At 44.3% G+C, this 25,059-nt stretch carries 21 protein-coding genes; 12 read left to right on the top strand and 9 right to left on the bottom strand.

Translation table 11 applies throughout. From position 1 onward, the window contains the following. Positions 1–55: 55 nt before the first annotated feature. The 4 genes from pstC to R8O10_RS10730 all read left to right on the top strand — a co-directional run bounded on the left by pstC (position 56) and on the right by R8O10_RS10730 (position 5,135). Positions 56–988 (top strand): phosphate ABC transporter permease subunit PstC, encoded by a 933-nt coding sequence (pstC, locus tag R8O10_RS10715; RefSeq protein WP_005375154.1) that lies wholly within the window; start codon positions 56–58, stop codon positions 986–988. Positions 989–1,010: 22 nt separating this feature from the next. Next, positions 1,011–1,874 carry a phosphate ABC transporter permease PstA gene (gene pstA / locus R8O10_RS10720; RefSeq protein WP_005383923.1) on the top strand — a complete coding sequence of 288 codons (864 nt, stop codon included), beginning with the start codon at positions 1,011–1,013 and terminating at the stop codon, positions 1,872–1,874. 60 nt (positions 1,875–1,934) lie between these two features. Beyond that, on the top strand, positions 1,935–2,684 hold the full coding sequence (gene pstB / locus R8O10_RS10725) for a phosphate ABC transporter ATP-binding protein PstB (RefSeq protein ID WP_005375156.1): 750 nt from the start codon (positions 1,935–1,937) through the stop codon (positions 2,682–2,684). A gap of 327 nt (positions 2,685–3,011) precedes the next feature. Beyond that, positions 3,012–5,135: a GGDEF domain-containing protein gene (locus R8O10_RS10730; RefSeq protein ID WP_258654478.1), complete on the top strand. Its 2,124-nt coding sequence runs from the start codon at positions 3,012–3,014 to the stop codon at positions 5,133–5,135. A gap of 128 nt (positions 5,136–5,263) precedes the next feature. Here R8O10_RS10730 and R8O10_RS10735 read toward each other — a convergent pair whose 3' ends face one another. From R8O10_RS10735 to R8O10_RS10760, 6 genes are read right to left on the bottom strand one after another with little or no spacing between them, the layout of a single operon-like run. Beyond that, complete coding sequence (locus tag R8O10_RS10735; RefSeq protein ID WP_318191376.1) at positions 5,264–6,910, bottom strand: BatD family protein; 1,647 nt, start codon at positions 6,908–6,910, stop codon at positions 5,264–5,266. Between the two features lie 4 nt (positions 6,911–6,914). After that, complete coding sequence (locus R8O10_RS10740; protein ID WP_318191377.1) at positions 6,915–8,636, bottom strand: VWA domain-containing protein; 1,722 nt, start codon at positions 8,634–8,636, stop codon at positions 6,915–6,917. Then, positions 8,629–9,633: a vWA domain-containing protein gene (locus R8O10_RS10745; RefSeq protein ID WP_050550100.1), complete on the bottom strand. Its 1,005-nt coding sequence runs from the start codon at positions 9,631–9,633 to the stop codon at positions 8,629–8,631. Before R8O10_RS10745 ends, R8O10_RS10740 begins: the two co-directional genes overlap by 8 nt. Further along, complete coding sequence (locus tag R8O10_RS10750; protein WP_318191378.1) at positions 9,626–10,102, bottom strand: DUF4381 domain-containing protein; 477 nt, start codon at positions 10,100–10,102, stop codon at positions 9,626–9,628. Before R8O10_RS10750 ends, R8O10_RS10745 begins: the two co-directional genes overlap by 8 nt. Positions 10,103–10,139: 37 nt before the next feature. After that, positions 10,140–11,066, bottom strand: a complete 927-nt coding sequence (locus R8O10_RS10755; protein WP_130545783.1) for a DUF58 domain-containing protein — start codon at positions 11,064–11,066, stop codon at positions 10,140–10,142. A gap of 13 nt (positions 11,067–11,079) precedes the next feature. After that, positions 11,080–12,036, bottom strand: a complete 957-nt coding sequence (locus R8O10_RS10760; RefSeq protein WP_054578631.1) for an AAA family ATPase — start codon at positions 12,034–12,036, stop codon at positions 11,080–11,082. Positions 12,037–12,346: 310 nt separating this feature from the next. Here R8O10_RS10760 and R8O10_RS10765 point away from each other — a divergent pair, with 310 nt between their 5' ends. The 8 genes from R8O10_RS10765 (at position 12,347) to R8O10_RS10800 (ending at position 21,247) form a co-directional block, all read left to right on the top strand. Next, positions 12,347–14,263 (top strand): methyl-accepting chemotaxis protein, encoded by a 1,917-nt coding sequence (locus tag R8O10_RS10765; RefSeq protein WP_318191379.1) that lies wholly within the window; start codon positions 12,347–12,349, stop codon positions 14,261–14,263. 56 nt (positions 14,264–14,319) lie between these two features. After that, on the top strand, positions 14,320–14,520 hold the full coding sequence (locus tag R8O10_RS10770) for a restriction endonuclease subunit S (RefSeq protein WP_005375165.1): 201 nt from the start codon (positions 14,320–14,322) through the stop codon (positions 14,518–14,520). A gap of 246 nt (positions 14,521–14,766) precedes the next feature. Continuing rightward, positions 14,767–15,435 carry a LuxR C-terminal-related transcriptional regulator gene (locus R8O10_RS10775; RefSeq protein WP_318191380.1) on the top strand — a complete coding sequence of 223 codons (669 nt, stop codon included), beginning with the start codon at positions 14,767–14,769 and terminating at the stop codon, positions 15,433–15,435. Between the two features lie 228 nt (positions 15,436–15,663). Further along, the gene (locus R8O10_RS10780) at positions 15,664–16,320 is read left to right on the top strand and encodes a LuxR C-terminal-related transcriptional regulator (RefSeq protein WP_318191381.1); all 657 of its coding nucleotides are present in this window, start codon (positions 15,664–15,666) and stop codon (positions 16,318–16,320) included. Between the two features lie 206 nt (positions 16,321–16,526). Beyond that, on the top strand, positions 16,527–17,117 hold the full coding sequence (locus tag R8O10_RS10785) for a calcium-binding protein (protein WP_005375168.1): 591 nt from the start codon (positions 16,527–16,529) through the stop codon (positions 17,115–17,117). 152 nt (positions 17,118–17,269) lie between these two features. Beyond that, a complete protein-coding gene (locus tag R8O10_RS10790; protein WP_318191382.1) occupies positions 17,270–18,988 on the top strand; it encodes a type I secretion system permease/ATPase in 1,719 nt (572 codons plus the stop codon). Then, complete coding sequence (locus tag R8O10_RS10795; protein ID WP_318191383.1) at positions 18,963–20,303, top strand: HlyD family type I secretion periplasmic adaptor subunit; 1,341 nt, start codon at positions 18,963–18,965, stop codon at positions 20,301–20,303. The genes R8O10_RS10790 and R8O10_RS10795 overlap by 26 nt, the downstream gene beginning before the upstream one ends. Before the next feature lie 95 nt (positions 20,304–20,398). Then, on the top strand, positions 20,399–21,247 hold the full coding sequence (locus R8O10_RS10800; RefSeq protein WP_005375171.1) for a mechanosensitive ion channel family protein: 849 nt from the start codon (positions 20,399–20,401) through the stop codon (positions 21,245–21,247). Positions 21,248–21,342: 95 nt separating this feature from the next. Here R8O10_RS10800 and fhuB read toward each other — a convergent pair whose 3' ends face one another. From fhuB to R8O10_RS10815, 3 genes are read right to left on the bottom strand one after another with little or no spacing between them, the layout of a single operon-like run. Then, positions 21,343–23,310: a Fe(3+)-hydroxamate ABC transporter permease FhuB gene (gene fhuB / locus R8O10_RS10805; protein WP_318191384.1), complete on the bottom strand. Its 1,968-nt coding sequence runs from the start codon at positions 23,308–23,310 to the stop codon at positions 21,343–21,345. Next, a complete protein-coding gene (locus R8O10_RS10810) occupies positions 23,307–24,236 on the bottom strand; it encodes an iron-siderophore ABC transporter substrate-binding protein (protein WP_262667888.1) in 930 nt (309 codons plus the stop codon). Before R8O10_RS10810 ends, fhuB begins: the two co-directional genes overlap by 4 nt. Then, positions 24,227–25,012, bottom strand: a complete 786-nt coding sequence (locus tag R8O10_RS10815; RefSeq protein WP_005383893.1) for an ABC transporter ATP-binding protein — start codon at positions 25,010–25,012, stop codon at positions 24,227–24,229. Before R8O10_RS10815 ends, R8O10_RS10810 begins: the two co-directional genes overlap by 10 nt. Between the last annotated feature and the right edge of the window lie 47 nt (positions 25,013–25,059).

The following is a 25,059-nucleotide window of genomic DNA, read 5'->3' on the forward strand; positions in this document are numbered from 1 at the left end:
AGCCTTTTCTATCCATTGTGTTCAACGGCATTGCCCAGAACCGTGAGATTTTTAAATGACCATCGCAACAAATAGTGAAAAGCTTATGAATACTGACGCTAGAGCTATCAGCAAGTCAGGCCTACGCGAGAAGCGTCGTGTAGACTGGAAAGAGCGCATCTTCCACGGCTTGTTCCTAACGAGTGCCGTAATCGGCATTGTTTCATTGGCCGTTATTGCATACTTCATCGTTCGAGAGAGTATTCCGGCATTCCAAGAAGCAGGCGTATCGGGCATTGTCTTAGGACAAAACTGGTTACCACCTGCGCTTTACGGTGTCGCCACCATGATTGTGGCATCTATCGTATCGACGGCTGGTGCTGTCATTGTTGGGGTTCCCATTGGTGTTCTGACCGCCATTTTTATCGCTGAAATCGCACCAAAGCGATTAGCAGACATTATCCGTCCAGCGGTTGAGCTGCTAGCCGGTATTCCTTCAGTGGTCTACGGTTTCTTCGGTCTGGTTATTATCGTTCCATTGATTCAGAAAGTATTTGATGTACCTGCAGGTAACACTATCTTGGCCGGTATTATTGTTCTTGGTGTGATGATTCTACCAACAGTAATTACGGTTTCTGAAACGTCTATTCGCGCTGTCCCTCGTACTTATAAAGAAGGTTCTTTGGCACTGGGCGCATCGAAAATCTACACCATCTTTAAGTTGCTCGTTCCAGCGGCTCGCTCAGGCATCATGACAGGTGTGATTCTGGGTATCGGTCGTGCATTAGGTGAGACCATGGCGATTATCATGGTTATGGGTAACGCGCCGGCAATGCCAGAAGGCATCTTGGATTCGGCTCGTACACTAACTGCAAACATCGCTATTGAAATGTCTTACGCAAGTGGTGTTCACGCGAACGCACTTTACGCTACAGGTGTAGTACTTCTGGTCTTCATCATGTCGTTGAACGCTGTACTACTGTACCTAAACCGAGAAAAAGCGAAGTAATCGCTCGTTAAAGGTGACTATTATGGATCGCGCAAAACTAAAAAAAGCACGCCAGTTCAAAGATAATGTCTTTAACGCATTTGTCTGGATCTCGGCAGCACTAACGGTAGGTTTCTTGTTCTGGATTATCTGGTACATCCTATCAAACGGTCTACAACACGTAGATTGGAACTTCATTACTGATAACTATACGCGCACAGGTGAAGAGCACGGTATCTTCCCAATGATTGTGGCGACCATTTACATGGTTATCGCTTCTATCGCAGTGGCAGCGCCACTCGGTATCATGACGGCAATCTACTTGACCGAATACGCGAAAGTGGGCAGTCGTTTGGTGAAAATCATCCGATTCTGTACCGAGTCATTGGCGGGTATCCCGTCGATCATTTTCGGCCTGTTTGGTATGACTTTCTTCGTGGCGATTCTTGGCCTTGGCTTCTCGATTCTGTCGGGTGCATTGACGCTAAGTATCCTAATCCTGCCAGTTATCATCCGTACAACGGAAGAAGCGCTGATGGCAGTACCACAAACGTACCGTGAAGGCTCTTATGGCCTCGGTGCTTCTAAGATTTACACTATCTGGCGTTTGATTCTTCCGAGCGCAATGCCAGGTATCTTAACCTCGGTCATTCTAAGTATTGGTCGTGTCATTGGTGAGTCTGCTCCAGTATTCCTGACAGCAGGTATGGTTGCACGTATTCCGGATTCTTTATTGGATTCAGGTCGTACGCTAACCGTTCACCTATACAAACTGACTACCGAACTGTTTACCGTTGAAGAATGGAATCAGGCTTACGGTACGGCAACAGTGCTTATCGTAGTTGTTCTCTTGATCAACATGGTAACGAAACTGATTGCTAGACGTTTTAACACCGCAACTTACTAACAACACTAATTAAGAACGCACGTTAAAAGACACGAATTCAAGAATTAAGAGATTAAGACAATGAACAAATTTGATATTGAAAACCTAGACCTATTCTACGGTGACAACCAAGCACTGAAATCGATCAACTTACCAATTCCAGTTCGCCAAGTGACGGCACTTATCGGCCCGTCAGGTTGCGGAAAATCAACGCTTCTACGCTGTTTGAACCGAATGAATGACCTAATCGAAGGCGTGAAAATTACAGGTAAATTGGCGATGGACGGCGAAGATATTTACGGCAACATTGATGTTGCTGACCTTCGCATCAAAGTCGGCATGGTATTCCAAAAGCCAAACCCATTCCCGATGAGCATTTACGAGAACGTGGCTTACGGCTTACGTGCTCAAGGTATCAAAGACAAAAAGACAATTGATGAAGTGGTAGAGCGTTCGCTGCGCGGTGCTGCACTTTGGGATGAGGTGAAAGATCGCCTTAAATCACACGCATTCGGTCTTTCTGGTGGTCAGCAGCAACGTTTATGTATTGCACGTACAATCGCGATGGAGCCGGATGTGATTCTGATGGATGAGCCAACGTCGGCACTTGACCCAATTGCGACACACAAAATCGAAGAACTGATGGAAGAGCTAAAGAAGAACTACACCATCGTTATCGTGACTCACTCAATGCAACAGGCGCGTCGTATCTCTGACCGCACTGCGTTTTTCCTAATGGGTGAACTGGTTGAGCACAACGATACGCAAGTGATCTTTAGCAACCCTCAAGACGACCGTACTCAAGGCTACGTAAATGGTGATTTCGGTTAATCCACCGTATTTACAAGCATAACTAAATAACTATAAGCGATGGTAACTTTGCCCCTCTTGATGAGGGGCCTTTTTCTTTTTAAGTCGTAGGCTTAAAACATCTACCAACACAAAAATCTTGTAAATAAGTACAACTTTCCTCCCCAGTTTATAAAGCATGTAACTTATGTGAAACATGGCTTTAAAAGTGCTGAAGAGCTCTCGAATGTAACACTAAGTCTGATAATTTTGCGAATGACTTAACAGCTCAAATTTGAACGTATTGATTGCATATCATGGCCTAAGTAGTTTTTTATCGAGGATAAAAAAGTAGATTAGGTTGGTAGGGTGAGTTTAAGAAGTTTTACAAGAAAAGTGTCTTCAACGAGGGACCATCGGTTGCTAGCGGAGGCAATCTTTGATCATTTAGAGAGTCTGTTCTCCCCTCAAGCCCTCGCTATTTTTGAAGATCCTTCAATTAACCCTCGTCATTCTATGAGCTTCTCTCGCGGAGAGCTTTACCCAACCCAAAACTATCCTGAGACATTCTGGGAGTGGGCAAGTCAGTTTGATACCTCTGAAAGCATCATACCTCTGGCGATCAACACTTGTAACTGGAATCACACCCGAGATTTAGGCGGTGATAGTTACATCATGATGCTCGACAACACGCCTATCAAACGTACCTACCTACTGATTCAATCTGTACATGCTCGCACAGCACATAATATCTATGAAGAAAGTTACGACGCAATGCAGCTCGCAGCGGCGCGTTGGCAATGTATTCGTGCTGAAAAAAATGCCTCGAAAGAGATCAGGCACAGAGATATTCGTGAAGCGCAATATGTTGATGAGATTAGCCAACGCGAGCGCTTTATCGAAAATATGAAGTTAGTTCAGCAAGTTGCACTCGAAATCTCTAATCCTGATTCTTTAAAGGACTTGTACTACAAAGCCGTCGAAGCGTTACGTGAACGACTTGGGTTTGATCGCTCTACACTGATGCTTCTCGATATGAAAAAGCGCAGCTTCAGTGGTACATACGGCACGGATGAGTCAGGAATTACGATTGATGAATTTCACACACAATACGATTTACATCAACTTAGCGAGGAGTATATCACCGCGTTATCTAGCCTTGAGAGCAACTTAGTGATTGTAGAAGACGCGCCAATATACACAGCAGGCAAGGTCATCGGGCAGGGCTGGAATGCGATGTTGATTTTACGCGATGGCAATGAACCGTTTGGGTGGTTCGCGCTAGATAACTTTATTCATCGTAAGCCGATAACGGCATATCAAAAACAGATGTTGGACTCGTTTGGTTCACTCTTCTCTCAAATTTACATTCGTAAGCGCCAAGAACAAAACGTACGCATGTTGCATTCAAGCATGGTTGAGTTATCACGTTGCACTTCTGTCAGTGGAGTATGCAAATCGGCCGTCACTTTCGCCATTAAAAATCTTGGTATTGATCGAATGGCGGTGTTTTTAACTGATGAAAATTGCTCTTACATGCAAGGAACGTGGGGTACCGATATTCAAGGTAACGTGGTGGATGAATCTTACTTCTTTGGCGAAACCCAAGATTTCTCTCTTATAAATCTGGCTCGCTCAATGCCAAACGAAGTCGCATTTGAAGAATCAGTGCCTATTTATCATGACTGTAATATTGTTGGCTTTGGTTGGGCTGCGATGACGGTATTGACTTCAAATAGCAGTGGTCCTATCGCCTTTATCGCTGTTGATAATTTGCTGACACGTGCGCCGTTAACTTCTCAGTTACGTGAAGTGATTCGTATGTTCGCGTCCAGCTTAGCTGAAGTATTGCAACGTACTCAAGCTCAAGAGGCGATTCGCGAATTAAACGAAAACTTAGAGCTGGAGGTTCAGAACCGAACAAAAGAGTTGGAGGAAGCCAATCGACAGCTTGAGGTACTTTCTAAGCTCGATCCTTTGACGCGTCTTGGTAATCGCCGCATGTTAGAACATGTGATGCAAAAATATTGTGCCCTAGAGTGTGAAGACGACATGTCGTTTGGCCTGATCCTGATTGATATTGACCATTTTGGCTTATTCAATAATCACTATGGTCATCTCGAAGGCGATATCGCATTGATGCGAATTGGCTATATCTTGGATCATCATACCAAAGGTGAAGATGAAGTTTTTTGCCGTATCGGAGGTGAGGAGTTTGCATTGCTCATGATTGGTTCTGAGCAAGAGGAGGTTCGACTGAGAGCAGAGTGCATTCGTCAGTGCATCGAGGGCGAGGGGATAAAGCATCGACATAACCCAGAAGGGGAGTTACTTACCGTTTCAGTCGGTTACTCCTGTTATAAAGCGAAAGGCAAAGACTTTAATTTCGACCATTTATATCAGTTGTCGGATAAGGCACTCTATCAAGCGAAGAATCATGGGCGAAATTGTGTAAGGCGATATGAATACGAGCCCCAAGTGTTTGTTGAGTGAGTGATGTTCATAAGAGCAACTTGATAGGGAAGGGGCGGCGGTTGGTGCTCTAGATAAAACCGCTAAAGCAAATTTGGCCGGATAAGAGAATGGGCAGCTCATGAGAGCTGCCATTGTTATCTAGTTATTTATAGCTTTTCGAGCTGGTGGTCGGTTTTTGTTACGTTTGCTTTGCCAAGGTTTTGAATTTTCGCTAGCAGCGAATCAGGGCTCCAAGGTTGTTGGTTAGCACTAAAATACGCTTGATTCCTGGCATTAAGCTCTTGCTTAATTACTTGTACGTCACCAGGGTTTAACCTGTCTTGATGAGTGGTTAAATACTCATTTACAGATCGTTCAATTTTCGCAGCATCGCCCTCTTCGATGACTTTTTTTAGCGCGTCGATGCAAAGTGGTTGTTCAGTATTTGAAACCGTTCCTCTCGCTGTTATTGACCGCTTTTTCCATGCCCAAATTGCGATTCCCAATGTCATTATCCAAAGCCCTAAGAAAACAAAGGTTAACGTTCGCCAGAGACTGTTTACACCGCCGCTTGATTCAGGACTAGGGGCTGGCACTAAAGGCGCTGAAAGAGGCGATTCCGGCAACGTGATTAGCCCAGTGTCATTTTTCTCTACGTCTAATGTTAGCTCTGGTAACGTTGTTTTCTTCGCTTCATCATTTTGACTGTCCCACCAGTTCACGTCGTATCCTGGTAAGGTATATTTCCCGGCCTCTGTAGGAATAATGACTTGCTTCACCGTCATGGTAACGGTGCCATCTCTTCCGCTATCGAACTTAGGTTGTTCGGGATACACGCGCAGTGAACTCGGGTAACTAATATTGACTCGTGGCAGATATTCGGCTTGTGTACCGCGAGCCTTAACTTGAATGGTTCGAGTGAGTGAAGAACCTTGCTTTACTGTGTTGATCGCGTTAATCGACAGTAGATTACCTTGATCGTCTTGCCAGCTCTGTGTCATTTCTAACGCTGAAGCAGGAAGCCATTCACCTTTAAATTCGCTCGGAATCGGTTTGACCGTGATTGGCATGCGTTCCGCTTTGGTGTTGATAGGCATTATTTTGGTTGAGCCCGTCAAGCTGTCGCCATAAATATAAGAACCGGTCAGTTTAGGACCTATCAAGGTATAAGTGCCTGGTTGATTGGCCGTTAGGCGAAACGACTGCTCTATGACCGCTACTTCTAACCCATTTAAGATCTTCTGTCTTTGCTGTAAGCCACCCAGTGCCTCAAGCTTCATGCCTTCAATTTGCGGAGGTACTATTTGTGGGTTATCTAGGCGTCGAGTGTCCGCTTTGATTAGAAGCTGTATACGTAATGTTGCAGATTGCTGAGGGTAGAGCGTACTGTTGTCGACCGTAATATTGAAGCTAAATAGATCATCAAGATTGGGGTCTGTTTGGCTCGCGTTGACACGTAGTTTGATCGGCTCCGTTTTCATACCATCAGCGGAAAAACTTGGAATAGTCAGAACACCTTCTTTCATTGGTGCAATTGAGATACTCCACTCGGTACGCACTGATTTTCTTCCGTTAATGTTATTGCTAGAGCGGCCATAACGAGGTTGACCCAAGAAGAAGTCTTTCTCTAGAACATTGAAGTCGATTGAGTCTGAGCTGAGCTCAGTATCTGAAATGATTCTGAGGTTAATCACTTCATTCTTGGCTACTTGTGTTTTATTCACACTAGCTTGAAGTGTCTGTGCCATCACCGAGAAACTGGATATCAGGCTGGCCACAAAAATAAAGACCAGTTTTACGCCTTTGTTCATCACAGGCTTACCACTCCTTTTGAGATTGTTGTGGAGGTTGTTTTTGTTGCGCTTGAAGTTGCATTTGCGCACGGATCAAAAAGCTTGGGTCGCGAGCACTTTCTACTGCTTCTAGTCGACGGAACTCAGGATCATCCTGATGCATTTTTTCGGGATGCGCTTTAGCCTGTATTGGTTCACCTTGATCCTTCACTTGCTTGTCATCTCGTTGCGGTTGATGTTGTTCCGTTTTTTGTTTTTCTTTTTTATTTTTAGAATCTTGCTGATTTTGTGACTGTTGTCCTTGCGCTTCTTTCCCTTCGTTTTGAGACTTTTGTTGCTGTTGCTGTTGCTGTTGCTGTTGCTGTTGCTGTTGCTGTTGCTGTTGCTGTTGCTGTTGCTGTTGCTGTTGCTGTTTTAGCTTTTCTTCTACAACCGATAGGTTTTTCTTCGCGGCTTCAAAGTTAGGCTTTTCCTCTAGCAGTTTTTTATACAAATCAGCCGCATCTTCTAATTGACCATTTTGAGCGAGCGAGTTGGCGAGGTTATAGCGGCCGTTAAGGGAGGCATCATGAGAAAATGCTTCGATAGCGGCTTCGTAGTCACCTTTTTGATAACTGGCGGCTCCTTTCCAGCTTGGGTTTGTAAATAGGTTTTGCGCCTGTTCATACTCACCTTGCTTGTATAGTTGCGATCCTTGTTGGTCGGCATTTAAGAACGGATTAGCTTCTGCATGCGGTGTCCACGTTACTGGGACTGCAGTCGCAACTACCACCCAAATCAGGCCGCGTCGAAACAGTAAAGCCGCAGGAAGAAGTAACAACGGCAGTAACCAAAAGCCACTGTTGAGACGAGAATCAGTTTTAACTTCTTCGCTTTGGGTCGCAGAAAGCTGGCTACCAATGTTATTAGTAAAGGCCGCGATATTTTCAACATCACGGTTGGTGTGCTGAATAGGAACAAATAGGCCGCCAGTTTTATTCGCTAGCGTCTGTAGGTTTTTCAGGTTTGTTTTCGCTACGACGGTTGTGCCTTGTGCCGTTTTTAGCAGAGAGCCATCGGGCAGCGCGATAGGCGCACCGTTAGGAGTCCCGACGGCAAGAACAGAAATGCGAAACTTTGTACCTTGGACTAAATCTAACGCGCGAGACAGCTCTGACGTATCAAGATCATCCGCTAACACGATGATATCGCCTTGTTGCGTGCCGGCTTGAGAAAACTGGTTGATCGCCAGTTCAATCGCGGCAGGCAGGTTTGCTCCTTGAAAAGGCATCAGCTCTGGTGACAAATTTTCGATAATCCCCGCAAGCGTGCTGGAATCAGTTGTCAGTGGACTTAAGTTATAGGCATCGCCAGCGTAAGCAATAAGTCCAGTGGCTCCCTCTTTCCATTTAGGCAGCAAATCGAGCGCCTTATAACGTGTTTGTGCTAGCCGATTGGGTTTGATGTCTGTAGCAAACATAGAGCGAGACATATCAAGCACCAAGATACGGTTTTGGTTTAACTCAAAGCTTGGTCGAGCATTGGACCGCCAGCTTGGCCCCGCTAATGAAATGCAAGTTATTGCCCAAGCTAAACCCCATAGAGTGAAGTAATGCTTAGACTGCGTGTTTTGTCCGAGCATCCGCGATAGGTGAGGGGCAATCAGTGTGGACTTTTGGGCTCTAAATTTGTAATTAAGCAAGAGTGCAATAGGGATCACGATGAGCCCCAAAAGCCAATAAGGATTGAGGAAAATAAACTCAGCCATGTTTTCTCCTTAATAGGAATAACAATACCGATAATACAAATGCAGCGCTTAATGGATATGGAAACCATTCAGACTGTGGGCGCCAAGTTTGTGTGTCGCTAGATACGGGTTCTAGCTGGTTGATGGTGTCATAAATCTTTTCGAGCTCTTCCGTATCTCGCGCTCGAAAATATTGTCCACCTGTCACCTCTGCCACTTTAGTCAGTGTTTGTTCATCTAAGTCGGCTGCGGTGTTGACTTTGCGAGTCATGAAAAACTCTTTCACCATCATTTCACCAGCGCCCACGCCCACGGTGTAAATAGTGGCGTTGTATTTTTTCGCAATTTCCGCTGCTTCTAGCGGCTCGAGCACCCCTGCAGTATTGCTGCCGTCACTGAGCAAAATCATGACTCGTTGGGGAGCATCACTGTCTACAAAGGTTTTTGTGCCTAAACCAATACCATCACCAATGGCGGTTCGTTGACCAACCAAACCGATGACGGTTTGATTAATCTGTTGCATGACGCTTTTTCGGTCTGCAGTGAGTGGTGTTTGCAAATAAGCATGGTCGCCAAACAAAACAACTCCGAGACGGTCACCTTTTCTCTTTGCTACGAAATCAGACAGAACTTTTTTGACTGCTGTGAGGCGATCGATATATTCGCCGTTGAGTTCCATGTCTTCCTGCTGCATCGAACCGGACAGATCGACGACTAACATCAAGTCCCGATATTTGGGTTGGAATTCAACGGGATCGCCAAACCAAACTGGACGCGCACAAGCGACGACAAGAAGGCCCCAGATCGCGATTGAAAGTGCTTTTTGCAGCGCTTGCTTAGGCTTGCTGCGATTCTCATTGGTTGGTAAGTACGCCAATTTGATCTCGGCTTGTTGAGATTCTTGTGGCAGGAACTTGTATACCAGCCAGGGGATGGGCAACAAAAACAGTGCCCACCACCAGACAAATTCAATGTTTAGCCATTGGGCAAGATCGGTTATGAGTGTTTGCTCAGTCACGGTTATTTGCCTTTTTCTTTGGTGGCAAAGCGTAGGTTATCCAAAAGACACAATCGTCTACCAAGCTTTGATGATGCCCTTGGGAGGAATTCTGATACAACGCTTCTTGCCACTGATGTTGTTTGTCTACGAATCGAGTCTCTTTGGTATGGCTATCGAGAAATTTATACCAAGCGATTCCAGTTAATGGTGCGATCTCTTCACGCGGAAAGTAACTCAATGCTGCCTGGCGCAATATTTCCAGAGCAGAAGAGGGGGTATGAGGCGCGGTAGGTTGAGTTAAAAGTGTTAATGCTGTCTTTTTTGCGCGTAAGTGTTTTTTACGCCATCTCACATAAAGACAAATGCCGAAAACGAAGAGCAAGGTGGCTGCAAGCACCACCCACCATCCCCAAGCGAGCGGAAACCAATCCGGTGCGTTTGGCAAAATCAAAGGTTCAAGGTCTAGGCTTTGGTTGTTTGTTGTCATTATTATTACTGCTTAATAAATACTGCTTGTCAGTTTGTTAGCTTAATTGTGAAATTAAGGGCCAGCCACTTGATAGCGTGTTAAATGGAATTGCTATCGAATGGCACTGCTGCTTAATGGTTTCTTGATGTTGGGTAAAGTGGTTTTCGAGTTCTCTTCGTTGTCCTTTAGAGCCAAAGTTAAACCATTGACTATGCAGCCCATCCGAAGCTTTCACTTGACCTCTAAAGTCTGTTTCGCCTCTTTCTAACGGATCATAAAACTGAACAGCCCTTACGCTATTGTGTTGTTTGAGTCGACGTAGTTGTGCCAGTTCCGTTGGTGTTACGTGGGCAAAATCACTGAGCATAATCAATTCGCTGCCTTTTGGGGTGAGCGTATGAAGTGTCTCCAATACTTGTGCATACGGCAGTGTACGAGTGTCGTTGCTTGCAGTACGAGTTACTTGCGCATTATGTATGTCGACTATGGCGTTAAGAATCCGCAGCCCTTGTCTTTGTAAAGAAGAGGGGCGAAATTCAAGACATTGATGTCCGTCATCAATCACTGCGCCGATGCGATCTTTTTTAGCTAGAGTTAGCCAAATTAGAACACTGGCAAAGTGGGCCAATTGAACGGATTTGAGTACATACTTAGATCCAAAATGTAGACTAGAACTTAGATCAAGATAAAGAATGACCGCTTGCTCTTTATCTTCTGCAAACAACTTCGTATGTGCTTTACCGGTCCTAGCGGTGACTCGCCAATCAATGCTGCGAATATCGTCGCCAGGTTGATATTGGCGTACCTCCATAAAATCCATACCTCGCCCTTTTTGGCGACTGGTATGGTTACCACTCATCTGCGACCAGAGACTCTGTGCTGGTGGTAACCAACGTACAGATTGAGTGCGATATTGGAGCAGCTCTTCAAGGGTTAATGTCACCCCATTCGCATGAGGTGGTAATGAATGTGTAGCGGACATATCACTCACCTGTTTATGCACTGCCAACAAGGTTTAGCAGTTTATCGATGACCTGGTTTGCCGTAATGCCTTCCGCTTGAGCGTGATAACTCAACAATAAACGGTGGCGCAGTACCGGATAAGCCATGGTTTGAACATCTTCCGGAGAGACAAAATCACGACCAGCAAGCCAAGCGTGCGCACGTGCACAGCGATCAAGAGCGATGGTGGCACGCGGACTCACACCCATTGACAACCACTTGTCCAACTCAGTGTCATATTCGTTGGCTTGACGTGTCGCCATAACTAAACGGACGATGTACTGCTCTATCGTTTCCGCCATATGAATATCCAACACTTCTTTACGTGCGGTGAATATATCGTGTTGGCTTAACATTGGGCGTTCAACCTTTGCTTCGCCTTTTGCTTCTCCGCGGTTAATACGCAAGATAGACAGCTCATGCTCCGCATCTGGGTATTCCACTTCTAAATGCAATAAAAAGCGGTCTAGCTGCGCTTCAGGAAGGGGGTAGGTCCCTTCTTGCTCTATCGGGTTTTGAGTTGCCATAACCAAAAACAACTCTGGCAGCGGGTAGGTATGACGACCTGCTGTGACTTGTTTCTCTGCCATTGCTTCAAGCATTGCCGCTTGTACTTTGGCTGGCGCACGGTTTATCTCATCCGCAAGAATAAGCGAGTTGAAGATAGGACCTGATTGGAAAGTGAATTCTCCGGTTTCGGGACGGAAGATATCGGTGCCGGTTAAATCGGCTGGCAGCAAATCAGGGGTGAACTGAATGCGGTGGAAGTCGCCTTCAACACAGTCTGAGAGTGATTTTACTGCACGGGTTTTTGCTAACCCAGGAGGGCCTTCAACTAAAATATGCCCATCCGCAAGAAGCGCAACAAGCAGTTGCTTTACCAGATCTTGCTGTCCGATGATCTGCGACTCTAAGTATTGCTGAAGAGTTTCGAAGTTAGATTTATGCATGCTTTGGACTCTCGGTATCCATGTGATTTTCGTGTTGAGTATTGGTCATTTTCCATGTGAAAAAAGTTCCAACGCTCTATTGCAATTTATCTTTTCAATATTGGGACGCTACAGAGAATTGCAAGTACGTGCTATCTCTGAAAGTGCTTATTTGACAGTGTGTTACATTTATTTTTCATAATATAATGAGAAATGCCTCTAGTTTTGTACATATGAGCCGATAAAGATTCCGTGGTGTGCGTGTCATGAGATATGCACCTGATTCCCCTTGTGGGGCCAATAACAAGTGATTCTTTTAAAAGGTCCGAATATGTTGAAACTTCATTCCTTGAGCATCAAACAGAAGGTTGTACTTGGCATTACGTTTGCTGTTCTAGCATCAACAATCATTGTTGGTGTTATGGCTCAGCGTCATGCGAGAGATGTATTGAGCCATCGTCTTATTGACATCGAGCTACCTGCGATGTTGCAGCAAATCAATACCGAAATTGACCGCGAAGTTGTCGAAATGCAACAAGCGGCAAAACAGCTGGCTACAAACGAATTTATTGTTGAAGCCCTATCTAATACAGACCGTGATCCGTCAGTAGAAGTTCAGTTGGTTCAGCAGCTCAATAACGTTAAATCACAGTATGGTCTTAATGATGCGTCGGTAGCGAATCGTCAAACGGCATATTACTGGAATCAAAACGGATTCTTACGTCAACTTAACCGAACGCAAGATGCTTGGTTCTTTGGATTTACGTCGTCTGGTCAAGAAACGTCCGTGAGTGTGTTCCAAGAGGCAAATGGCGAAGTGAAAATGTTTGCCAATTTCCAAGATCTTAATGGTACATCAATGTCAGGTCTCTCTAAATCTATGGGAGACATGGTTACTTTGCTCAATGGGTTTAAAATTGAAGATACGGGTTACGTGTTCCTCACTAATGAACAAGGCCAGATTCAAATACACCGCCAACAAGGTAAGAACCAAACTTCTATCACTAAACTATTTGGTAGTGACGCAAGTGCGCTGTTGAACAAAAATAGCTTCAACCTAATTAATGTGGAGTTTGAAGGGCAGGATACTTTTGTTTCTAGTTTGTATGTTCCTTCAATGAACTGGTTTGTTATTGGCGTGGTTCCCGTTGATGAAGTATTCGCAGACCTGAATGCGACAGCTAAAAAAATGCTGTTTACGACCATCATTGTTGCCGTTGTATTCATCCTCATGGGCGTATGGTTAGCAAACAGCATTACGAAACCAATCCGGCTGATTGCCGGTCGTTTTACCGACCTTGGGCAAGGTGAAGGCGATTTGGCGCAGCGTATTGAAATTAAGGGTAATGATGAAATTGCTCAGCTTTCAAAAGGCTTTAATGGATTTATTGAGAAGATTCATGCCACGATGAAAGAGGTTGCTTTAACCAGTGGCTCATTAAGTCAAGCGGCAGAAAGTGTGTCAACGAAAGCAACATCCACACACGACAACAGCCAAGAGCAGCGTGATCAAACCATTCAAGTAGTTGCAGCTATCAACCAAATGGGTGCGACCATCAGTGAAATTGCATCGAACGCTGCTACCGCTGCTGATACGGCAAATCAGGCTTCAGATAACACTCAAACTGGTCGAGAAGTTGTGATGAAAGCAAAAGAGGTGATCAGCCGCCTAGCCGATGATGTTGAAACAACCAATATTGTTGTGACGCAGTTGGCATCGACAACCAAAGATATTGGCTCGATTCTGGGTGTAATTCGTGACATATCTGAGCAAACGAATTTACTTGCGCTAAACGCTGCAATTGAGGCTGCTCGTGCTGGTGAGCAGGGACGTGGTTTTGCGGTTGTTGCTGATGAGGTAAGAAACCTAGCTTCACGCACGGCCGATTCTACAGAAGAGATTCAGCGCATGATCAATCAGCTTCAAAGTGACGCACAAGACGCGGTAAGTGCTATGGAAGCGGGCAAAGCGGTCACCATAGAAGGGGTTACTTCTACCGATGAAGCAGTCGAGGTATTAATCAGTATTTCTGAACGAATCACCGACATCTCTGATCGTAATACACAGGTTGCAACGGCGACGGAAGAGCAATCCACGGTGGTGCATACCATTAATCAAAATATCGAAGAAATCAACGCGATAAATGAAATGACAACCGCGACAGCAGAAGAGTTGGCGGATGCAAGTCGCGATCTTCAAGCGCTCTCTTCTCGTTTGGACAAGATGGTTGGTAGCTTCAAGTTATAGAGTTGGATAGAATAGGCGAAGTTTAAAAGTTCAATCATTAATTTTAGGTAAGTACTATGAATGACTTCGAAAAAGAACTAGAGCAAATTTCTCAAGAAACCGCTCAGGAGCCAGAAGTAAAACTGCCGTCGCTAGAAGAGCAAAAAGCGATCGTCGCTGAGCTGAAAAAGCTGGAAGCGGAAGGTAAGCTGACGCCAGAAGTGTTAGAACAACACTTTGGTAAGTTTAACCAAAAAAACGCAGTTCCAATCCACTAAGTTAGGTGGTGTTTTGCCTCTAACGTGCGTGATTAAATCACCTGCTCAAACACAAAAAGGGAGTTTATACTCCCTTTTTTAATGTCTGAAAAATGCTAATACCTCTCACATACTTGCCACTTAAAAATTATTGACACTTCAATGAGTTATTAATTAGTACTAGTGATTTTCATACTTGACAATACTACCGCTCTATCTAAATCTATTGCGTATTTCAATAAAAACGACCAAGGGAATGCGATCAGGATGGAGCAGCAAAAAAAAAGAAACGTTATTTTAATCACGGAGGGAAGTCTACAGTCATCTCTGTTGAAAGATGTATTGGAGACCAAACTCGATATTAGTGTTGCTCTAATCACGCCAGATAATCTGATTCACGGAGTGTTACATGAATCTCTTGCATCAGCCATTATTGTTGATTGCAGCGTGATCACGGATGAAATTTTTCGCCGTTATGCGGAGTTTAAAGCGGCCAAGCAGAAAGACACGCTTGAAATCTTAATTAATTGTGAGCAATCCATATCGACAGAAGATCTCTTTGCTTGGCGTACTTTGGCCGGTATTTTCTATACCTCTGATGATATAAAAACGTTGCAAGTTGGTATTGGTAAGGTGCTTCAAGGAGATATGTGGTTCAGCCGTAAGTTTTCTCAGCAGTACATTACTTACCTTCGTCGACATTGCAAACCTATAAATAAGAATGTTTCCGCTATTCTGACCAAACGAGAGCAACAAATAATTACCTTTCTTTCCATGGGGGCGTCCAATCAACAAATCGCCGAACAATTATTTGTCAGCGAGAATACGGTAAAAACGCATTTACATAATATTTTCAAGAAGATTGATGTGAAAAATAGAGTTCAAGCACTTATTTGGGCAAAGGAAAATATTTCAGACAACTCGTTAACGGTGTAATGCTATTGCAATATTAGGTTGCCTAATTTAGTAAACTCTTAATAATTTCTGTGACCTGAATGTGTTAAAAGTGTTTCTTTTATGAGAAACACTTTTTTTGGTTCTCTTTTTAATAACTTTAGAATTTAAAAAAGTAGCAAATAACTTTACTCTGTGAACTAGCACTTACATATCAAACTAAGTGCTGACGATTAACTACTAATTTAAGAATGTTAAGTCACTGAAAGTATGAGAAACATTATGGAACAGTATATGGAAAAGCCTGAAATCCTAATGCTCACTCAACAAAGTTTACAGAGTGAAAACTTTAAGGAAATGCTTTCTAAAAATACAGAAACTAAAATAACGATCATTGATACTAAAAACCCTAGTTATCATGAACTCATTCCGGAACGCTACTTTTTGCTTGTTGATTTTTCAGTTGAGATTCCTTCCGAAACTTTAGTTTATTTAAAAGATAGTAATAAAGTGCTAGGAACTATAATGCTTAATCTAGGTTATGACTTAGACACAGAAGAACTCGCTTCTTGGCCTCATGTAAAAGGTATATTTGGTCCAGGAGATTCAATGGACAAGGTTTGTCAGGGATTAAAAGCAATAATAAAAGGGGATAATTGGCTGTCTCGAAGATTACTTGATCAGATAGTAAATTATTATCGAGGCAGAGAAGTAAATAGCATTATCGAACCTGCTATTGAGGTTGAGCTTACTCGGCGTGAAGTTCAGGTTTTAAAAATGTTGAAAGAAGGTGGTTCAAATATGGAAATCGCTGATTCTTTATTTATCAGCGAGCATACTATTAAATCACATCTATACAATATTTTTAGAAAGTTAGAAGTAAAGAACCGTACGCAAGCTACAAGTTGGGCTAAGAGAAACCTGTAGTACTAGTATTAACTTGCTGTAATAAAAAGAAAATACTCTATAAAGTACTAAATTTTATATTTATTATTAAAATGTCAGTCTGAAATATCATCCCATATTCAAACTTATTCCTATTCAGTTGACTATTAGACTTCTCATGTCGTGACGAATCTAGTCAGACGTGGAACAGAAGGTCTATTCAATTAATAAGCTAAGAGGGAATAAAAATGAGCGCAAGTGACAATGACACGTATTTAGGCGATGCAGGTGTAAATAACCAATTTGCTGATTTCGATGGCGGCGATGATTTGTTTATCGGTTTTGGTGGTAATGACTCGTTTGTTGGCGGTGGCGGTAATGATTATGTGATCGGCGGTGACGGCGATGATCGCCTAACTGGTGGTGCTGGAGATGACATCCTTAGGGCTGGTACAGGAAACGACTACCTCGGCGGTGGTACCGGTAATGACTTGCTGTTGGGTTTGCTGGGCGACAATAAATTAAATGGTGGTGTCGGTGAAGATATTCTTGTTGCTGGTTCTGGTGACAACGTTTTAGTTGGCGGCAGCAATGGCGATAAGTTTGTGTTCACGGATAAGTTTGGTGGCCATGGCGAAGCCAAAGTTGTTGATTTCACCATTGGTGAAGACTCTTTGCACATCATTAGCGACTCTGTCACAGACTTTGGTGATTTAAGCTTTAGCTACGATGCAGTTGGGAATGCAGTGTTTACCGATGGGGCTGATCTAACAGTGAAACTTATTGGCGTGACTGAAACTGACATCAACACCTATGGTGCTGATCTGTTCGTAATCTAAACGACTGAAAATAACTCTGGATGGGAATTAGTTTGCGTGGCTCTGCCATGCTGAGGTGAACTAATCGGACACTCTAGAGCGATTTGAGGTTACCTTAAGTTAGGCGCTAGTATTTCTGGCGCCTACAATTTTCACATTAAACGGAAGTAGTCGTGCAAAAAACGGTTTTCAAAGAAGTGAAACAAAAACTATGCACGCTTTCGGGCTTGCTAATCGTTTTTAGCCTTTTTATCAACTTATTGGTTCTCTCGATTCCGCTGTACATGCTTCAAGTGTACAACCGAGTGATATCCTCCTACTCAACCGATACTTTATTCTTGCTCACTGTCATCGTAATTGTCGCGCTGTTAACCATGTCCATCATCGACATTGCACGAGCACAAATGAGTAAATCTTTTGGTTATTGGATGGACACAAAACTCTCCGCTTTCATGCTCAAGCGCACGATTCAATATCAATCACATACTGGGAAGAGTTATACCTCGCAAACTCTGAGAGACATTCAGAACATCAAAAGCTTTTTGAGCAGTCAAGCACCTTATCCACTGTTGGATGCGCCCTGGACACCGCTGTTTATTTTATTTGTGTATTTATTGCACCCGATACTAGGTCACATCGCGTTACTTGGATCTATCGTATTGTTTAGCCTAGGTCTACTTAATGAGCTAATGACGCGTAAAACAATGCAAGAGAGCGAAGTCAGAGCGATTTCTCATATCAACAACGCAGAATTAGCCACGCAAAACTCCAATTCAATTCTCGCAATGGGGATGATGAATGCATTTTTAGAGAAGTGGCAGTCGCGCGTGAGTGAAGTGAATGTGCTTGAAGAGCGAGTTGCAGGTAAGTCCATCTACATGGCTAACTTTTCTAAGTTTGTGCGTGGGTCACTACAGATATTTTTACTGGGAGGTGGTGCATGGTTAGTTATCCAACATGAGATAACGGCAGGGGCGATGATCGCGAGCTCCATATTAATGAGTCGGGCATTATCGCCGATGGAGCAGGCGATAGGCACGTGGCGAAGTGCGATGTCTGCTAAAGGCGCCTATAAAAGGTTGAAAGAAATCGATGCGATCGTGCGCCAAGATGAATCAGATATGCCACTGCCTAAACCAAAAGGACACTATGAGCTTACCGGACTGGCCTATCGCCATCCTGGAGCAACCGAACCAGTGCTCTCATCGATCAACTTATCGATTCCTCCGGGTGTTGCTGTTGGGGTGATTGGCCCTTCTGGTACGGGTAAATCGACGTTTGCTCGGCTGTTATTAGGTACGGTTAAGCCATTAGCGGGTAAAGTGACTCTTGATGGAATGGAAGTCTCCGTATGGGCATCTGAAGATCGCGGCGTGCATTTTGGGTATCTCGCTCAAGAGGTGGAGTTATTTCCTGGCACAATTCGAGAGAACATCGCGCGCTTTAAAGAAGAAGACCCCGCTAAAGTCATCAAGGCGGCTCAACTAGCAGGATGTCATGAATTAATACTCAAGAAAAACAAAGGCTATGATTGCATTATTGGTGAAAATGGCCGTGGTTTATCTGGGGGGGAAAGGCAGAGAATCGCTCTTGCAAGAGCCGTTTATGGCGACCCTTCTATTGTGATTTTCGATGAAGCGAATGCCAACCTCGATGGTGAGGGAGAGGCTGCGTATCAACGTTTGATTGCCCATTTAAAAGCACAGAGTACAACGATTATCGTCATTGCCCACAATCCGAGTACGTTGCGACAAATGGATAGGCTGTTGTATTTGGCTGACGGCCGAGTCAAGTTATACGGCGCTAAAGATGAAGTATTAAAACGTTTGATGGGCGAAGAAAGAACAGATATCCCAAGGGTAAGAAATGAGCAATCAACTGCCAACCGTTAATCAGAGTTCTACCGAGATCGTATATCGTTTTAGCCCCAAAGCGAGACTAAGCTTTCGAAAACCAATTTTACTCGGTGTGGTGACCTTAAGTGTTTTTCTTGGAGGTCTTGGCTACTGGGCTGCAACAGCCAAATTAGAAAGTGCAGCGATTGCTTATGGTGATTTGTCAGTTCTCACTAAGCGACAAGAAATTCAGCATTTAGAAGGCGGTATTATTGAAAAGCTATATGTACAGGAAGGGGATTTAGTCGAAAAAGGTCAGTTATTAATTCAACTTTCTAAGCGTCAAGCTATGGCTAAGTTGGACTCGTTAAGTGGTCGTTTTATCCATACTCTAGTAAAGGAAAACCGTTTAAGTGCGGAGCTTGATGAGCTTCCAACGATTGTATGGTCTGATGATCTTGAAAGCATTCCCCGTGTCGATATCGTACAAGAAGCACAACTGGTTCAAAACAAGATCTTTGAAGCGAGAAAGCGATTCTTTGATAGTAAACTGAGTATCATTGAGCAGAGTATTTCTGGAGCAAATTTAGAGCTTGAAAACCTTCAGCAAACCAAAGTGATTGAGACGGAACGGCTCAACTTTATTGCTGAAGAAATAGACAGCAACCAAGCCTTGGTGCAAAAAGGTTTCTCGGGAAAATCTACCTTACTTCAACTCAAGCGCCTAGCAGCGGAGGTGAGAAGTACCTTAAGCCAGTTAGACAGGCAGTCGCTCACCGTGCGAAAAAGGTTAGATGAGAACTTGGCGCAAATTGAAGAGTTGAAGCTTGAAAGGCTGAATGAGATTGTAGAGGAACTACGAAACACCAAAACGGAAATTGTCGCAATTCGGGAAGAATATCGCTCCGCTCAAGATATTGTCGCAAGAACAACGATCAACGCACCTATTTCTGGTCGCGTAGTCAACATGCAAGTGTTTACCGAAAAAGGTGTGATTGGCTCGGGTGAAACGTTACTAGAACTGGTCCCGCAAGACGATAAGTTGTTAGTCGAGGCTCGTGTTAATCCTCAGGATATTGATTTAGTGAATCCAGGCCAGCAAGCGCATGTTCGTCTGACCGCTCTGAATGCACGGACGTTGGCACCTTTAGACGGTACAGTGCTGACGATTTCTGCCGATAAGCTCTCGCAAGAAAACCAAGAAGATTTTTATCTCGCTAGAATTGCAATTTCACCGGAAGATGTGACAAAACATCGTTTAACCTCAGGTATGAATGCCGAAGTGCTTATTTTATCTGAGCCACGAACGCCATTGAGCTACCTAATAAAGCCAATTACAGAAAGCATGAATCGCGCCTTCAGAGAGGAGTAATTTCAAAAAGACTTGAGTGAGCACGGACAACAGACAAAATAATTTGTTATCGTTAGCTGTTACTGGGCCGTATTTTTATTCGAGGGAGCCGTGGAATGGAGAAAGTGCAGTTAGTTGTCGATTTTCTTCTCACTCATAAATTGATTTTTACCGCACTGATCTTTGCGATTATGTGGTTAATTCGTCGTGCAATTTTATCGATGATTCGTGGTGATCACGCTTTTCTCTCAGAAGATCAGCGTAGTTGGATGTCCAGAACTAAAAATGGCACCTTTGCTGTTACATTACTGATTTTATTTATTTTATGGCAATCAGAAATTAACGAGTTTGCTCTGAGTGTAACGGCGATTGCCGTTGCCATTGTAGTGGCATCCAAAGAAATCATTTTGTGTTTTACGGGTTCGATTCAAAGAGCAAGTTCACGTTCTTTTCGCGTTGGGGACTGGATTGAGGTCGGGAAGTTATGCGGTGAAGTGATTGAGCACAATATGATGGCGACGGTGATTCAAGAGATCGACCTGCATCATGGGCAATATCATTACACCGGCAAAACAGCGACATTGCCTAATAGTATGTTCTTTACCTATCCAGTAAAGAACCTCAACTTCATGAAGCGGTACGTTTACCACAACTTTTCTGTAGTGGTGAAAGACTTCGTCAATTTGTATCCACTGCTACCGATTTTAACTGATAAAATTGAAGAACATTGCAGTTACTTTGCTGATGTTGCACATCGTTACAATGCGATGATTGAAAAACATGCCGGTGTTGACCTTCCTGGTTCTGAGCCACATATGCATATTTCTAGCAACATTAATGGTGAACAAATTCTGCACGTGATGATTTTCTGCCCAACCGATAAAGCGAACCACTTAGAGCACTTAATTCGTAAGGACTTTATGGAACTTTATGAGCAACGTTTTCCTGTAGTGCGAGAAGAATAGAGCATCGTACTTCGCCTTTAATTTCAAACCCCGCTATCAAAATAGCGGGGTTTGTTTTTCTTAGCGTATTTTTAGGCTGTAACAATATTCCCAACTTAGCTGAATTTACTCTTCAGCATTAAAAATAGGAAGTAAGTGCTGCCTATAATAGCGACCAACGTGCCAGCTGCGACCTGACTTGGATAAATAGCGATTTGTCCTAGCCAATCTGCCCACAACATTAGGGTTGCGCCAATTAAGGCACCGACACACAGTTGCTCTTTCACTTTTCTTGCTCCTAACATCATCGCCATATGGGGAGCGACCAAGCCAACAAAAGATATTGGACCAACTGTAGCGGTAGAAAAGGCGCATAACAAAGCAACGATGGTGAGCATAAGCGTATTGGCTACGGTAGGGTTAAGCCCTCGTGCATTTGAGAATTGTCGCCCGATGGAAATTAGTGTTAGCCAACGAGAAATCGAGAATACAGCGGCAACCAGAACTATTATGGCCAAACATAGCATCAGTGCGGTGTCGGCTGTGACTCGATAAATTGAACCAGTTAGCCACAATAAAATTTTGTAACTGTCACCTGAGCCTTGAGCTAGCGAAAATTGAACGAGGGCTTCTAATAGTGCCGTTAGTGCGATGCCGGACAACACGAAGTTAGATGGATTAAAATGGCTTCGTTTACCGATAATCAGCAATAACATCAATACGGACATACTTCCGAAAAAAGCGATACCCCAGCTAAATGCGGAGAGAAGCGACCCAGCGATTACTCCTGTCGTAATAATGGCAAACGTGGCTCCGGAAGACACACCGAGAATATCGGGACTTGCCAGAGGGTTGTAAACAATGCGTTGCAAAATGATTCCGGCAACGGATAGCGCAATACCGACAGAAAGTGCGGTTAACATTCGCGGCCAACGCAATTGCCATTGGAACTCACCTGGCACAGACCATTGAATTCCGTTTATACCATGGGTAACGAATGAGTAAGCTAGAATCCCAATCAGACTGAATAGCGCAATGCTGCATACCGCGCGTTTAGAAAGTGCCGTTTTTCCTTGGCTCATTGAAAGGTTAAGTTGATCGGTTGCCGTCAGCTTTTTACGAGTAAACCAAATTAAAGCGGGAGCGCCAATAGCTGCAGCCGCTACGCCGCTAGGAATGGTTTCCTCTAACCATAAGCTCAGCGAGATAGCGGCAGAGTCTGTGATGATTAGTAGCATTGCGCCCAAAAGCATGCTGCTGATCAATTCGTCGCGCGGTGTTCTTGCCCCCATCGCTCTGGCAATATTGGGTGTCAGTAATCCGATGAAGCTGATAATACCAACTGCGGTGATGGAGGCTGATACCAGCCAAATACCCATCACCATTAATGCACCAAACGCGGGTAATACCGCTAAGCCTCGGGCTGCTGCGCCTTCTTGTCCCAGTTTCATTAAGGTCAGAATACGTGGTGCGACGATCAAAATTACGATTGCGATAGCGCAGCGAGGCAATAACCACTCAAACCAATCCCAGCTGTATTGAGAAAGGTCTCCGGCTCCCCACATAAAAATATTCTGTGCGAACTGGGCGTTTAAAATAATAATGGCTGTGGCGATAGAACCGAGCAAGATATTGATCACCATCCCCGAAACGACCAGCGGCAAACCTGTCATATTACGCACACCGGCAATTGATACGATCAGGCCAAACGCCACTAAAGCCCCAACCATTGCGGCTAATGCAGAGTAATCGGCGACCCAATCGACGAACCAAATGTTTACCACGACTAATGCAAGCCAAGCACCAGAAGAGGTGCCAAGAGTCAACGGCGAGGTGAGGTTATTCTGCGTTAATTGCTGCATTAAGCTGCCGGTGAGACCAAGCATGGCACCAACAAGCAGGGTCATACTTAACCTAGGAAGCTGCGCTTGCGTAAAGAATACGTCACGAAACTCGGTTGCTACCTCTGGTTTTGTTAATAATTGCCATTGTTCGAAAAGTGATAAATTAGTATCAATTTGTAGGCTAAAGACGCTAAGTAACGTAATCAGCGCCAGATAACCAATATAATGTTTCGTTCTCATTGTTCTGGTGCCAACTCTATTAGACTGTCGGTAATCGCTTCAGCGGTGTATTGCAAAGACATGGCACCGCCATACGCCCACACTGCTCTGACTGAATTTACCCGCTGCTTTTTCACAAACGGCATCGCTTGCCAAAGTGGCGACTCTTTCAGTTTTCGTTCTTCTGGGAAAGGTTGTACGTAGAGAACGTAGCTGTTTTGAAGGCTCTGAAGCCGATTGATTCGATCTTGCTTTACTCCCCACGCACGTGGGTCCTCTTTAATTGGAGCCTGTAATCCCAGTTTTCTAACCACGTAGTCAGTGGTGGAGTTTTCGGTTGCAAGTAATACAGTATTCGGAGTTGAAAATCGCATCACAAGAACGCTGAGTGGAGCAGAGTAATAGTGGCGAATTCGCTGGCGCATCTGCGCAAATGAAGCATCTAATTCTGCCAATTTCTGTTCAGCAAGTGCCTCTTTATTGAATAGCTTGCCGAGCGTACGAAAGTGACGAATGGCCGTTTCAGCTGCGGCCTCATTTTCAGAAAAATTAGGTAAATAGATTACCGGAGCAATTTGTTTGAGTAACGGAATCAAGTCTTGCTGTGGAGACGCAGCAAGGATGACATCTGGTTTCAAACTGGCTATTTTTTCTAAGTTGGGCTCTGCTCGGGTTCCAATATCTTCAATTGACTCTGGTGCAGTTGGATTGACGACCCATTGGCGGTAGCCTGGTAAATTTGGGGCTGCGATTGGTTCTACGTTTAGCGCCAAAACTTGTTCTAAGATGTCCCAGTTTAAGGCTACAACGCGTTGTGGCGCGTGCTCAAAACTATGCTCACCATATTCATCGGTAACGGTGATGACTGCATGTGCATTGGTCATAAAAAATACGAGGAGAAAAGCAGATTGTGTAACCACAGTAAGTAAACGAGCCATTATGCGCATACAACAGCCACCTTTTGGCTCGCTAATGTGTTAGCCGGGCTTGGGTGCTCAATCAGCTTAATTGGTGACTCATATAGTTTAGAAAGGCGTGCCTCGTCTAACAACATGTCGGCGTTGCCTTCGAAGGCAATTTTACCTTTTTTGAGCGCAACAATGTGGGTGGCGTAGCGCAGTGCTAAGTTCAGATCGTGCAGGATCACGATAATGCCTACATTCTCGGTTCGATTCAGTTCTGCCAGCAGCGCCATTAGTTGAAACTGATGGTGAACATCGAGCGCCGAGGTTGGCTCATCGAGAATTAAAATTGGCGATTGTTGAGCCAGTAGCATAGACACCCAAGCACGTTGGCGTTCGCCGCCCGATAAGTCATCCGCCAAAGCTTGAGCAAAAGGTGTAACTCCTGTTCGTTCCATAGCCTGCGTGATGATCTGTTTGTCTTCGGTTTTCCAACGACCAAGTGCCCCACGCCACGGAAAGCGACCCAAGCGCACTAGCTCTTCTACCGTTAAACCAGCCGAAGAGGGCAGCTTTTGTGGCAAATAGGCGATCTGTTTTGCCAACTCTTTGGTTTTGAGTGATGAAAGGGAAGTATCGTTTAGTGTTACCGTGCCTTTATCTGGTGGCATTTGACCAGAAAGCAGGTTCACCAGTGTCGACTTACCTGAACCGTTATGGCCTAAAACGACCGTTAGCTCATTTGTTGGGATGTTAAGTTGTTCGATGCCGAGGATCTGACGTCCACCTCGCACGATCTCAATATTAGACAGTTGAAACATGGATGGCTCTTAGGAGAAAACTCCCCTCAATAGAGGGGAGTAGAAGT

This window comes from Vibrio sp. 1727 (assembly GCF_033344415.1).
In the GTDB taxonomy this organism is placed as follows: domain Bacteria; phylum Pseudomonadota; class Gammaproteobacteria; order Enterobacterales; family Vibrionaceae; genus Vibrio; species Vibrio alginolyticus.